Below are 13729 nucleotides of genomic sequence, written 5' to 3' on the forward strand. Positions count from 1 at the left end.
AATTTGCAATTTGATCATGGTATCACAACATACAATTAATCCGTACCAGCCCCATCATCCCATTCGCATCGTTACGGCGGCTTCCTTGTTCGACGGCCACGATGCCGCCATTAACCTCATGCGCCGGATCATGCAGGCATCCGGTGCCGAAGTGATCCATTTGGGTCACAACCGGTCGGTAGCCGAGATCGTCGACTGCGCCATTCAGGAGGATGTGCAGGGCATTGCCGTTACGTCGTACCAGGGTGGGCATGTCGAATTCTTCAAGTATATGATTGATTTACTTCGGGAACGAAAAGCTTCTCATATTAAGGTATTTGGCGGTGGCGGTGGCACTATTTTACCCGCCGAGATAGACGAGTTGCACCAATATGGCGTGACCCGGCTGTATTCGCCGGATGATGGGCGAACGATGGGATTGCAAGGCATGATCAACGACTTGCTGGAACGCTGTGACCACCCCACCGGAACGGCCGATCACCTGGCGAAACTGAACGGGCAACTGGCTTCGCTCGCCCAAACCCGAAATGTTAACCTGATCGGGCAGTTGATTTCGGTGGCGGAAAATGAACCGGCATCGTACGAAAAAATCGACAAGTCGTTTCAACAAACCGATCGCGGTTTTGTCCCGGTTTTGGGGATCACCGGAACCGGTGGCGCGGGCAAATCGTCCCTGGTCGATGAACTCGTTCGGCGGTTTCTGCTGACGATTCCCGACAAAACCGTCGCTCTCATTTCCGTCGATCCGTCGAAACGCAAAACCGGGGGGGCCTTGCTGGGCGACCGCATCCGCATGAATGCCATCCACCCCGACCTGGCGGCTGGCCGGGTGTATATGCGCTCCTTGGCGACCCGTCAGGCCAATCTGGCGCTCAGCAAACACGTTCGGGATGCGATTGAAATCTGCCAACATGCCCGGTTCGACCTGATCATCATCGAAACCTCCGGCATTGGGCAGTCGGACACCGAAATTACCGATCATTCGGATGTCAGTTTATACGTCATGACGGCAGAATACGGTGCCGCCACGCAACTGGAAAAAATCGATATGCTCGATTTTGCCGACGTCATCGCCATCAATAAGTTCGACAAACGCGGGTCGTTGGACGCAATGCGGGATGTTCGCAAACAATACCGCCGAAATCACGCAGTTAACAACCCCGGCATTTGGGAACTCCCGGACGAAGAACTCCCCATTTTCGGAACGATTGCTTCCCAGTTTAACGACGCAGGCATGAACGCCCTGTTCTCGAAACTGATGCAGCTCGTTCAGCAAAAAACCGGTACTTCTTTCCTGCATCAGGTCGTCACCACCCAACTCTCTCCCCCGCCCTCGGCCATCATTCCGGCAGAACGGGTTCGCTATCTGGCCGAAATTGTCGAAACCAGTGACCAGTATGATGCCTTCGTGAAGGAGCAGGTGGCGCTTGCCCGGAAGATGTATCAGATCAACGGAGTCTTAAAAACCCTGTCAGCACCGGGGCGTCATACGGTCGAAGACCCTGACAGGGTTGCGCCAGATCTCCAAGCCCTTTATACAGACTTTGAAAACCGCCTTCACCACGATTGCCGGCGACTTTTGGAAGGCTGGCCGGCCCTGAAGCAGAAATACCGGGCGGATACCTACCAATATCAGGTTCGGGACAAGACGATTCACCAGAGCCTGTTTTCAACCTCTTTATCGGGTTTGCGAATCCCGAAAATCAGTTTGCCCACTTACGAAGACTGGGGTGACATCCTGCATTGGCTACTGACCGAAAATGTGCCGGGCGAGTTTCCCTATGCCGCCGGCGTGTTTCCCCTGAAGCGCGAAGGCGAAGATCCCGCGCGGATGTTTGCGGGCGAAGGCGGAGCGGAGCGGACGAATCGACGGTTTCACTACGTCTCGAAAGGCCTGCCCGCCAAACGGCTTTCTACGGCGTTTGATTCGGTTACCCTTTACGGCGAAGACCCGGATTTCCGCCCCGATATTTACGGCAAAATCGGCAACTCCGGCGTCAACATCTGCACCCTGGACGACGCCAAAAAGCTCTACAGCGGTTTTAATCTCTGCGACCCGGCCACGTCGGTTTCCATGACCATCAATGGCCCCGCTCCCATGCTGCTCGGTTTTTTTCTGAATGCCGCCATCGACCAGCAGTGTGAGTTGTATTTGCGGCAAACCGCCCCCCAACCCCCTGAAGGGGGAGTAGAAACCGCCGGATCTAGCGCCCCCTCCAGGGAGTTGGGGGGAGAAGTCGCTTATCAGGGCGAATTACCGGACGGCAATAACGGGTTGGGGTTGATGCTGCTGGGCACCACCGGCGATCAGGTTCTGCCGAAAGAGGTGTATGAAAAGATCAAGGCGGATACGCTGCGGCAGGTACGCGGAACGGTTCAGGCGGACATTCTGAAAGAAGATCAGGCGCAAAATACCTGCATTTTTTCGACGGAATTTGCCCTGCGGATGATGGGCGACATTCAACAGTATTTCACCGACCAGCAGGTTCGCAATTTTTATTCCGTTTCCATCTCGGGTTACCACATTGCCGAAGCGGGGGCCAATCCGATCTCGCAATTGGCCTTCACGCTTTCCAACGGGTTCACGTTTGTGGAATATTACCTCGCCCGGGGCATGAAAATCGACGATTTTGCGCCCAACCTGTCGTTCTTTTTTTCCAACGGGATGGACCCCGAGTATTCGGTGCTGGGTCGGGTGGCCCGTCGAATCTGGGCGAAAGCGATGAAGTACAAATACAAAGGCAATGAACGTTCGCAAAAGCTGAAATACCACATCCAGACTTCCGGCCGGAGTCTGCACGCGCAGGAAATTGCGTTCAACGACATCCGCACCACCTTACAGGCCCTGAGCGCGTTGTCGGACAACTGCAATTCCCTGCACACCAACGCCTACGACGAAGCCATCACGACACCCACCGAGGAAAGTGTTCGGCGGGCGATGGCCATTCAGTTGATCATCAACAGGGAATTTGGCCTTTCCCGACACGAAAACTCCCTGCAGGGCTCCTTCAGTATGGAAGAACTCACGAATTTGGTCGAACAGGCGGTTTTGAACGAATTCCGCAGCCTGAACGAGCGGGGGGGCGTTTTAGGCGCTATGGAACGCATGTATCAGCGTAGTAAAATTCAGGACGAGTCGATGGTCTATGAAATGCAGAAACACAGCGGCAAGCTACCCCTCATCGGTGTCAACACGTTTCTGGACCCCAACGGTTCGCCCACCCGCATCCCACAGGAAGTCATCCGCTCGACCGACAACGAGAAACGGTACGCCATCGAATCCCGGAAAGCATTTCAGGAACGAAATCGCGAAGCGGCCAATGTTGTTTTGAAACAGGTACAACAAACCGCACTGGCCAACGGCAACATCTTTGAAGCCCTGATGGAAGCCACCAAAGTTTGCTCGCTGGGCCAGCTGTCGCGGGCGTTGTATGCAGTGGGGGGGCAATACCGCCGGAATATGTAAAAAACGCAGCCGTTACCTGGTGAAACCGAAAAAAAACATTTACCAACTGGCGCAGAGATTGGCGCGAAAAATGCAAAGGCTCGGTAGTGTATCAAAAATCCGCACCTCTTTTGTCTGGCAATCCACTTTTTCTCTAACCTATAATTAATAAAACATCACCTGTTGATGCGTTTTTCTGGAGAAAGGAATAAAAAATAATGGTCTACCAATGACACCATTATTGGATGAGAATACTAATTTAAGGCGATCAATGACTTCATGGCAGTGTCATCGTTGACCTGATTTATCTGAATTTGCCGCAACACTGTACTTGAAGCTTCACAATGGGATACAACCTCAAGATGGAAAACAGCATCGAACGCGAACGCATTTATACCCGCGCCGATAACAAAGGGTGGAAGAAATGGGGTCCTTATCTGTCTGAACGCTCCTGGGGCACGGTCCGCGAGGATTACAGCGTCCACGGCAATGCCTGGGGGTTTATCACCCACGACATGGCACGTTCCCGGGCCTATCGCTGGGGTGAAGACGGGATTGGTGGGCTTTCCGACAACAAGGGTCACGTTTGTTTTGCCCTGGCTTTCTGGAATCATACGGACAGCATCATCAAGGAACGGCTTTTTGGTTTGACCGGCCCCGAAGGAAACCACGGCGAGGATGTGAAGGAGATGTACTATTACCTGGATAGTACGCCCACCCATTCTTACATGAAAATGCTGTATAAGTACCCCCAGCAAGCGTTTCCGTATACCCGTCTGGTCGATGAAGCCCGGCATCGAAACCGTCTGCAACCCGAATTCGAGCTGGTCGATACCGGTATTTTTGACGCCAACCAGTATTTCGACATTTTCATTGAATACGCCAAAAATGACGAAAATGACATTCTGATCAAAATTACCGCCCACAACCGGTATACTGAGGCTGCAAAACTCACAATGCTGCCCACACTCTGGTTCCGCAATACCTGGTCGTGGGGGTATGAGCAGTATGCTTACAAGCCCATTCTGAACGGCATTGCCACCACCCAGATTGCAGTCGATCACAAACTCCTGGGAAAGTATAAACTGTATTGCGAAGACGCCGACGAGCTGCTGTTCTGCGAAAATGAAACCAATACGGAACGACTCTACGGCATTCCCAACGACTCCCTGTTTTGCAAGGACGGTGTCAACGATTACATTGTTTCGGGCGACAAAAAATACGTCAATCCGAATCAGATTGGCTCGAAAGCTTCGGCCCGGTATGTCCGAACGGTTCCGGCCGGCGAATCCGTCACCATTCGGCTGCGGTTTAGTCAGGATACCCACAAAAGCCAGCCTTTCGCTGATTATGACGCCATTTTTGACCAACGGGTTCAGGAAGCGGACGATTTTTACGATCAACTGCAAGCCAATGTGACCGATCCGGAATTGCGAATCATTCAGCGGCAGGCCTACGCGGGCATGTTGTGGAACAAGCAGTTCTATTATTACAACGTGAACGAATGGCTGAAAGGCGACCCAAAAATGCCCACGCCGTTTCATGGACGGGCCTACCAGCGCAACTCCGGCTGGCGGCACATGTATACCGCGAACATCCTGTCGATGCCCGATAAATGGGAATATCCGTGGTTTGCTGCTTGGGATCTGGCCTTTCACACGTTGACACTGGCACGACTTGATCCCCATTTTGCCAAACGCCAACTGGCGGTTATCCTGCGGGAGTATTACATGCACCCCAACGGGCAAATTCCGGCTTATGAGTGGAATTTCGGTGATGTAAACCCGCCCGTTCATGCCTGGGCGACGTGGAAAGTCTACGAGATCGACCGCGACATGAACGGCAAGGGCGATATCAACTTTCTGGAACGCGTGTTTCACAAACTGCTGCTCAACTTCACGTGGTGGGTAAACCGGAAAGACGTCAGCGGCAACAGCGTGTTCGGGGGGGGCTTCCTCGGCCTCGACAACATTGGGGTGTTCGACCGCAGCCAGCCCTTGCCAATGGGTGGTCACATCGAACAGGCCGACGGAACGGGCTGGATGGCCATGTATACGCTGAACATGCTGCGGATTGCCTGCGAAATTGCACTGACCCGGCCAACCTACCAGGACATGGCGTCCAAGTTTTTCGAACACTTCCTGCACATCGCGGCTGCCATGAAAAACCTGGGTGGACAGGGCATCAGCCTGTGGGACGAAGACGATCAGTTCTATTATGATGTGCTGCACACGCCCGACAACGCGAGTATGCTGTTGAAAATCCGCTCGATGGTGGGCCTGATTCCGCTCTTTGCCGTCGAAATTCTGGATGATGATTTGCTGGAAAAATTGCCGGATTTCAAACGGCGGGTCGAGTGGGTTCTGACCAACCGCCCGGATCTGGCGTCGATGATTTCGCGCTGGCACGAACCGGGCAAGGGTGCTACCCACCTGCTTTCGCTGCTTCGGGGTCACCGAATGAAAATGCTGCTCAAACGGATGTTCGATGAAACCGAGTTCCTGTCTGATTATGGCATCCGGGCGTTGTCGAAATACCACGGTGAAAAACCGTATGAGTTCAACCTGAACGGCGAGATTTTCTCCGTAAAATACGTTCCGAACGAATCGGAAACCAGCCTGTTCGGCGGCAATTCCAACTGGCGGGGTCCGATCTGGTTCCCGGTTAATTACCTGCTGATCGATTCGCTGCTGAAGTTCTACAACTACTACGGCGACGATTTCGAGATCGAATACCCGACCAATTCCGGTCAGGTCATGAGCATCAAGGAAGCAACGGTGCTGGTGGCCGAACGTCTGGTCAACATTTTCCGGCGCGACGAAACCGGCAAAATACCGGCTTACAATGGATACAAAAAATACCAGGATGATCCGTATTTCAGGGATATGCACCTGTTTTTTGAATATTTCCACGGCGATAACGGCAGCGGTCTCGGAGCCAACCACCAAACCGGCTGGACCGGGCTGGTGGCAGACCTGATCGAATTCCTGTATCAACACCGGCTTCAGAAAGAACCGGTTCATGCCAAAGTATTGTAACAAACGTAAAAAGCCGGCATTGAACCGGCTTTTTACGTTGAGAAGTGAACGGTATTTCTACCGGCCTTTCCTTTTTGATTACAATTTAATACGTACATATAAGCACAAATTCAATTTGTATTAATTGGGGTTACCGGCTCAGGATCCTTCCAAAATTCAGTTTTTTTGATTCGCTTACTTTAACGTTTTCCAGCGCTGTTTATTCGTCCATATACTCAGAAAAGCAGACCGGCAACTCACTTTCTTTGGCTCATCCAACCAAAAATTGTATCTTCACCAGCCCGACCTAACTAATTTCTCTGATGCCGCGGTTGTTGTTCCCTGTGATTCTGTTGTTGTGTTTTGTCGTTTTTCAACCGATAACCGGGTATGCGTCAGGACTAACGTCTGACTTAAAATCAGACAACGATTCCGTTCCCCGGCTCAACAATACCGCCATCAAACTGGCCCGAAACAAGAATTACAGCGGGGCGCTCCAGCTTCTGCAACGCGCTTCCGCGGATCGCCCTTCCGACACATTGCTCTACAACCAGGCCATCATTCTCAGCCGTCTGAAACGGTATGAAGAAGCCAGCAGCCTGTTGCAGCAGATCCCCAATTTTGCGCACGCCCAGGCCAATCAGGGCGTCTTTTTCTGCATGAGTGGTGATGTAAAAGTGGGCCTGGCCCTGCTGGAAAACACCCCCGGCGGGAAGGGAGCTGACAAAGTAGCCTTCAACCGGGCCGTTGCACACCTCCACGCCGGTCAATTCGAAGAAGCCAGCCGGGCCGCTTCGGATGCCGTTCGGATGCGACCCGGAGAGCCGGTGTACCGAATGGTCAAAGGCGATGCATTGCTGGGTTTGGGGAAATTCCGCGAAGCCCTGAACGCTTATGAATCCGTCGAAAAAGTGCCGGAACTTGCCATGATGCTGCCGGTTCGGCTGGGCAATGCGCTCCTCGGCCTGAAAGAATACGAAGACGCTGCCGAAAAATTCACCAATTACCTGCTCACCAACGACCGAACCTACCAGGCACCAGCCCGCTTTGGACTGGCGAATGCTTTCTATGGCCAGAAAGAATTTGCCAAAGCCGTGGGCGAATACCGCCGGGCGGTTCAGTTTCGTCCGCAATGGGTAGAAGCCCGAACCGGCCTGGGCAACGCCCTGTGCAGCATTCGTGATTACCGCTCGGCCCGCATCGAGTTTGAAGCCGCTTTAGCGCTGTCTCCTGAAAACCAGCACATTCACCTGGGTTTGGGCGTCATCAGCCACCGGCAGGGCCTACATGAACAGGCGATGGAGCACTTCATGCAGGCCCCCGATTTGTTCGATCAGAAAGACAAAAATCTCGCCGATTGCTTTTTAAGCCGTGGCCTTACGCACCTGGAATTCAACCGACTGGACACTGCCCTGGTCGACCTGAACGTGGCCATGCGACTGAACAAAGAACACCCGGCGGCCTATGCCGGTGCCAGCGAAGTCTACCGCAAAAAAGACAGCTTCCGCTACACACTGGCGTACCTGGAAAAAGCCATTCGCCTGTCTCCGCAAAACGACAAGATGCTAACCAACAAAGGCAACATGCATCTAAAGTCGGGAAACATGGAAGAAGCCTATGACAACTTTTCCTGGGCCCTGCATCATAACCGTCAGAACCTGAATGCGTTGAACGGTTTATCGATTTCACTGCTGGAGAAAGACCGCATCGAACAGGCGGAAGCTGTTCTCGACAGCGTCATCAACCGAGGGCATCACAAGGCGTTTCTGTTTAACAACCGGGGCATTGTTCGCTCCTACCTGGCCCTGAAAAAGGAAAAGGAGCGGGATTTTCACAATGCCAAACAATACTATTACCGCTCCGTCCGCGATTACGAGCGGTCGCGCGACCTCGATTCGACGCATAAAACGTACTTTAATAATTTAGGGAACGTCTACAAAAACACGGAAGAATACGACAAGGCCGTTCAAAGTTACTTGGGCCATCTGGACAAAAGTGCCATCAACAACCTCGGGGTTCTGTATGCCCGCAACAAAAGAGGGGAATATGGTTTGCATTACCTCAACATTGCCCTGAACATCGATTCGGCCAGCATGGTATACCAGTTTAACCGGTATAAGGTCTACAAAGAGTATTTTAAGGATTCTCTGGCGCGCCGACCCGACATTCTCCAGGCCCAGAATCTGATGCCGACCAACTCAATTAGTTCAAAATACAGCAAAGACGGTTACATCAATATTTACCTCTACGATTACGAATTCGAACGCTACGAATTCCCCGGCGACCACTATTTCCCAATCCAAACCGACGCCCCTACCCCCCCGGACTACCGGCCACTGGACGACCTGGTGATGATGGAAATCATTGCGAAACCTTCTAAAGTCGAGACTCCACAAAAAAACCGGGTTGCGAACAAACGCATGCCCAAACCACGACGATCCCGGCTGGCGGGCAGTACAAAGTGTCCGAAGATTATCTAGCATTCACGCAACAACAAAATCACCCAATAAATCCTTGCTTTTGTCTAATAAAAATAACTAACTTAGGGTAGTTATACCAAAAAAGCGATGTCATGAATGTGTTACAACGAGTTGAACACTGGGGCGATACGCATCACCCCGCCTGGATTGACGCTCTTCGCATTATGCTGGGAATTATCCTGTTCCTGAAAGGAGTTAGTTTTATTGGAGACACCACCTACCTTTCTTCGCTCGTTGGCGGAAGCCGCTTCGGTCTGACGCCGGTTATGCTGGTTCACTACGTTGCCTTTGCCCATCTGGTGGGCGGGGTGCTGATCGCCTTCGGGATGCTGACGCGCCTGGCGGTGCTGGCTCAGTTGCCCATCCTGCTGGGGGCCGTCTTTTTCATCAACATCAGCAAGGGTTTCTCGGCCCTGAATTCCGAATTGTGGTTATCGATTGTCGTGCTTTTTCTGCTGATTATGTTCCTGGTCGTTGGGTCGGGCAAGTTTTCGATGGACGACTGGATGAGCCGGCACGATCATTAAAACCACCTAAGTGAGTTGCTGTTTATACTGACGGGGGCTGATGCGCTCTACAGTTCGAAAGGCATTGCTGAAATGTGTCAGGCTATTGAATCCCGATTCATAACAGGCATCCGTAATCGACTTGGCGGGATTACTCAAAATCTGTTTCGCCAGCCGGATGCGTTCCTGAAGAATAAACTGGATCGGCGATATGCCAAGCTCGTTTTTGAATAACCGGAAAAAGTGAGACTTGGACAAACACGCCTGACTGGATAACTCGTCGATCGCCAACGCCTTCGTCAGATTATTGCGTATGTACTCCACCACAAACGCCAGCCGGTGCGAACTCATGTATTTCCGCGCCTGATCGACCAGCACCCGCCGGGCCTGGGTCTGCATCAACCGTACGATCAGTTCTTCCAGCGAATTGTGGATGAAGAACGGTTTCAGCACGTTGTTTTCCCGGTATAACCGGATGATTTTATCGATCAATGAGCTGATTTCGAAATTGTTCTGCAAGTGGTAATTGTTGGAATCCATCTCCCAGAGTTCACTGGGTTCGCTGCGGGGATATTCTTCGTTCAGGTAATTGACGGTCTGCCGGATAAACTCCTCCGAAATCGTGAGCGCAATACAGCGGGTGGGCATTTGAACAGTCGCTTCCGGAAAGTCAATTTTCATTGGTTTACTGGCCGGTAACACCAGCGATTCACCAGGCAGATAATCGAACGGTTTCAGATCGTCGATGTGCATGACTTTCTTGCCGGTCAGCATACTGGTCAGTACCGGCGCACCAAATTCCAGCTCGACCAACTGCGCCCGCTGAAAAGTTTCGTACAAATGAAGTTCAGCCACATCGTGGCTCAGGGTCAGCTTATTTTCCACCAGCGCATCCAGGCGACCACCCCAGGCCGGTAATGCTTCCGAATTCTGCAATGATTTTCTTCCCGATGTCATAAGCAACTGGTTCTGTTCCGTTTACAATTCCGATTTCGACTTTCCAAATTCTTCAAAAACCGTATTCAGTACGAAAAAAAGCCTTTTCCAGTACAATGGACGGAGAAAAGAGAAAGAGACAATACCGTAAGTTTTTGAGACAATACCGAAAAAACTTTAGTACGATTTCGGCAAAATTTGTCACAATTCAAATTCCGAAAATCAGTTTAACTATTCTTACTTCCATGGAAACCTTAGAAGCACCCGTGGCCACCCGCTCGGCTACCCAACTGGAACGACCTCAGTTCAAAAATCAGTATGAAAACTTTATTGGCGGCAAATGGGTCCCTCCCGTTGGCGGTGAATACTTTGAAAATAACTCCCCCATCGACGATAGCCTGATTTCGAGAATGCCCCGTTCCAAAGCCCCCGACGTAGAACTGGCGTTGGATGCAGCTCATAAAGCGTTTGCGACCTGGTCGCGCACGTCGGCCACCGAACGCAGCAATATCATGCTCAAAATTGCCGACATCATTGAAAAAAACCTCGAATTCCTGGCGCGGGTCGAAACCGTCGAAAACGGAAAAGCCGTCCGCGAAACGATGGCGGCCGATCTGCCGCTGGTGGTCGACCACTTCCGCTATTTTGCCGGCGTTATCCGGGCCGAAGAAGGATCGGTGTCGGAGCTCGATGCCGATACGGTTTCGATGATCATCAAAGAACCGATTGGCGTAGTAGCCCAGATCATTCCCTGGAATTTCCCGTTGCTGATGGCCACCTGGAAACTCGCCCCCGCCCTGGCGGCCGGTTGTTGCGTGGTGTTGAAACCCGCCGAGCAAACGCCGACTTCGATTCTGGTGCTGATGGAACTGATCGAAAACGTCGTTCCTCCGGGGGTCATCAACATCATCAACGGTTTTGGCCCGGAAGCGGGTAAACCGCTGGCGCAATCGAAGCGCGTCGCGAAAGTGGCCTTTACGGGCGAAACCACCACGGGCCGACTGATCATGCAGTATGCGTCGGAAAACCTGATTCCGGTCACGATGGAGTTAGGCGGCAAATCGCCGAACATTTTCCTGCCATCGATCATGGATGCCGACGACGCCTTTTTTGACAAGTGTATCGAAGGTGCGGTCATGTTTGCGCTCAATCAGGGCGAAATCTGTACCTGTCCGTCGCGTCTGTTGGTTCATGAAAGCATTTTCGACGGTTTTATGGAGCGGGTAATTGAGCGTACGAAAGCCATCAAACTGGGGCACCCGCTCGATACGACCACGATGATGGGCGCGCAGGCTTCCAATGACCAGTACGAAAAAATTCTGTCGTATATCGACATTGGCAAACAGGAAGGCGCTGAAATTCTAACCGGCGGTGGTCCTGCAAAGCTGAACAGTGGCCTGGAAAACGGGTATTACATCGAGCCGACGATTTTCCGGGGCAACAACAAAATGCGGATTTTCCAGGAAGAAATCTTCGGCCCGGTGGTTTCGGCCACAACCTACAAAACCGTGGATGAAGCCATCGAAATGGCCAACGACACCCTGTACGGTCTGGGAGCCGGGGTCTGGACCCGCGATGCGCATGAGTTGTATCAGGTCCCGAGGGCCATTCAGGCCGGACGGGTGTGGGTGAACTGTTACCACAACTATCCGGCGCACGCGTCGTTTGGCGGGTACAAGAAGTCGGGCTTCGGTCGGGAAAACCACCTCTCGATGCTCAACCACTATCGCCAGTCGAAAAACCTGCTGATTTCGTACAGCAAGAATAAACTTGGGTTCTTTTAATTAATTGTGATTGAGCGAATGAGTAATTGAGTGAATAGCCTGCGGTCTCTTGGCACCCTTGTTCACTCAATCACTCATTCGCTCAATCACTCATTCACAATTACTTATGCCTATTTCCCGCGTTGAAGCCAACGAGGCTGCCAAAATCATCATCGACAAACTACGCCGGGAGCATGGCGAATTGATGTTCCACCAGAGCGGAGGGTGCTGTGACGGGTCGTCGCCGATGTGTTTTGCCAAAGGCGATTTCCTGATCGGCTCCTCCGATGTCTGGCTCGGAACGGTTCATGGCTGTGACTTTTTTATGTCGGAAGACCAGTTTGAGTACTGGAAGCATACCCAACTGACTATTGACGTAACGCCCGGCCGGGGGGCCAGTTTTTCACTGGAAATTCCGCTTGGCATCCGGTTTTTCATTCGCTCCCGGCTTTTCGAGCTGGAAGAACTCGATCAGTTGACGCCCATTCACATAGGACCAATTGAAGTTTGAGCGGTATAATTATCCGACAGAAAACGGATTCAGTTGCCCCTTTTGGCCCCCTATCTCTTAATTTTTCCTAAATCTCCCTCCTCTATCCAACAGAATGAGTTGGTGTTCGGGCAAAATCCGTATTTTTGTAACCGACGTCGGCATGGCAGGATGACACTGCCCGACGGAGTTTTCTATGGCTTCAAAAAAGAAAGTGGGTGCGTATCCGAGCGGGATGATTCTTTTCAGCCTGACTTCGGCCTTGTTTTTGATTGGTTTTTGTGGAATGCTGGTGCTTCAGTCCAAGAAATTGGTCCGGTATATTCGTGAAAACAACGAAGTACGGGTGTTTCTGGACAAGGATCTGGATGCCGGCAAACTCGAAAATCTCCACGCTGAAATCGTAAAAAAACCGTATGTTCTTTTCAACGGCACGTCACCCCAAATTACGTTCGTCAGCAAAGACGTAGCGGCCAAGGAGTTTATGGCCGATACCAAAGAAAATTTCACCAACTTCCTGAACGAAAACCCATTACGCGACAGCTACCGCATCAAATTGCAGGAGGATTACTTTGAAGAAGCCCGGCTCCAGGAAGTGAAAAACGATCTGGAAAGCGTCAACGGTGTTTTTGAAGTGATTTACCAGGAAAATATCGTCGACGAAATCAATAAAAACATCACCAAAATCTACATCATCATGTCGGTTTTTGCGGTGATTATGCTGGTCATCATCGTCGTTCTGATGAACAATACGATCCGGCTGGCCTTGTATTCGCAGCGACTGCTAATCCGGAGCATGCAGCTCGTCGGAGCGACCAACGGGTTTATTCAGCTTCCGTTTCTTCGGCGCGGCATGACGCAGGGCCTGATGAGTGGCATCGTTGCTGCTGCGCTCCTCTTCATTTTATTACAGGTAGCCCTCCGCAACATCGATGGTCTGGCGACCTTACAGGAACCCGAAAAAATTGCCATTTTGTTGGGTGCCGTTGTTGTACTCGGTGTAATCATCGGTTTAATCAGCACGTTCCAGGCGGTTCACCGGTATTTGAGCTTATCACTGGATGATTTGTACTAACCCGTTGGGCGGCATTT

8 protein-coding genes are annotated in these 13729 nt (G+C 51.8%); 7 read left to right on the plus strand and 1 reads right to left on the minus strand.

Translation table 11 applies throughout. From position 1 onward, the window contains the following. The first annotated feature begins 16 nt into the window (after positions 1–16). From FH871_RS07935 to FH871_RS07950, 4 genes are all read left to right on the plus strand, one after another. On the plus strand, positions 17–3466 hold the full coding sequence (locus FH871_RS07935; RefSeq protein ID WP_138990889.1) for a methylmalonyl-CoA mutase family protein: 3450 nt from the start codon (positions 17–19) through the stop codon (positions 3464–3466). A gap of 323 nt (positions 3467–3789) precedes the next feature. Continuing rightward, on the plus strand, positions 3790–6483 hold the full coding sequence (locus tag FH871_RS07940; RefSeq protein WP_229317121.1) for a glucosidase: 2694 nt from the start codon (positions 3790–3792) through the stop codon (positions 6481–6483). A gap of 302 nt (positions 6484–6785) precedes the next feature. Beyond that, complete coding sequence (locus FH871_RS07945) at positions 6786–8942, plus strand: lipopolysaccharide assembly protein LapB (protein WP_138990890.1); 2157 nt, start codon at positions 6786–6788, stop codon at positions 8940–8942. Between the two features lie 92 nt (positions 8943–9034). Further along, positions 9035–9469, plus strand: coding sequence for a DoxX family protein (locus FH871_RS07950; RefSeq protein ID WP_138990891.1), 435 nt, complete (start codon positions 9035–9037; stop codon positions 9467–9469). A 6-nt stretch (positions 9470–9475) separates the two neighbouring features. Here FH871_RS07950 and FH871_RS07955 read toward each other — a convergent pair whose 3' ends face one another. Beyond that, the gene (locus tag FH871_RS07955; protein WP_138990892.1) at positions 9476–10405 is read right to left on the minus strand and encodes an AraC family transcriptional regulator; all 930 of its coding nucleotides are present in this window, start codon (positions 10403–10405) and stop codon (positions 9476–9478) included. Positions 10406–10629: 224 nt separating this feature from the next. Here FH871_RS07955 and FH871_RS07960 point away from each other — a divergent pair, with 224 nt between their 5' ends. The 3 genes from FH871_RS07960 (at position 10630) to FH871_RS07970 (ending at position 13712) form a co-directional block, all read left to right on the plus strand. After that, entirely contained in the window at positions 10630–12168 is a 1539-nt protein-coding gene (locus FH871_RS07960) for an aldehyde dehydrogenase family protein (protein WP_138990893.1), read from the plus strand. 106 nt (positions 12169–12274) lie between these two features. Beyond that, the gene (locus FH871_RS07965; RefSeq protein ID WP_138990894.1) at positions 12275–12658 is read left to right on the plus strand and encodes a DUF779 domain-containing protein; all 384 of its coding nucleotides are present in this window, start codon (positions 12275–12277) and stop codon (positions 12656–12658) included. A 175-nt stretch (positions 12659–12833) separates the two neighbouring features. Further along, a complete protein-coding gene (locus FH871_RS07970) occupies positions 12834–13712 on the plus strand; it encodes an ABC transporter permease (protein WP_138990895.1) in 879 nt (292 codons plus the stop codon). The last annotated feature ends 17 nt before the right edge of the window (positions 13713–13729 follow it).

The organism is Larkinella sp. C7 (assembly GCF_006149005.1).
Taxonomy (GTDB): domain Bacteria; phylum Bacteroidota; class Bacteroidia; order Cytophagales; family Spirosomataceae; genus Larkinella.

What these genes read in the sequence shown, in the direction of transcription:
- FH871_RS07955 (WP_138990892.1), bottom strand. Translation starts at nt 10,405, where the DNA reads ATGACATCGGGAAGAAAATCATTGCAGAATTCGGAAGCATTACCGGCC.
- FH871_RS07940 (WP_229317121.1), top strand. Translation starts at nt 3,790, where the DNA reads ATGGGATACAACCTCAAGATGGAAAACAGCATCGAACGCGAACGCATT.
- FH871_RS07970 (WP_138990895.1), top strand. Translation starts at nt 12,834, where the DNA reads ATGGCTTCAAAAAAGAAAGTGGGTGCGTATCCGAGCGGGATGATTCTT.
- FH871_RS07965 (WP_138990894.1), top strand. Translation starts at nt 12,275, where the DNA reads ATGCCTATTTCCCGCGTTGAAGCCAACGAGGCTGCCAAAATCATCATC.
- FH871_RS07950 (WP_138990891.1), top strand. Translation starts at nt 9,035, where the DNA reads ATGAATGTGTTACAACGAGTTGAACACTGGGGCGATACGCATCACCCC.
- FH871_RS07935 (WP_138990889.1), top strand. Translation starts at nt 17, where the DNA reads ATGGTATCACAACATACAATTAATCCGTACCAGCCCCATCATCCCATT.
- FH871_RS07945 (WP_138990890.1), top strand. Translation starts at nt 6,786, where the DNA reads ATGCCGCGGTTGTTGTTCCCTGTGATTCTGTTGTTGTGTTTTGTCGTT.
- FH871_RS07960 (WP_138990893.1), top strand. Translation starts at nt 10,630, where the DNA reads ATGGAAACCTTAGAAGCACCCGTGGCCACCCGCTCGGCTACCCAACTG.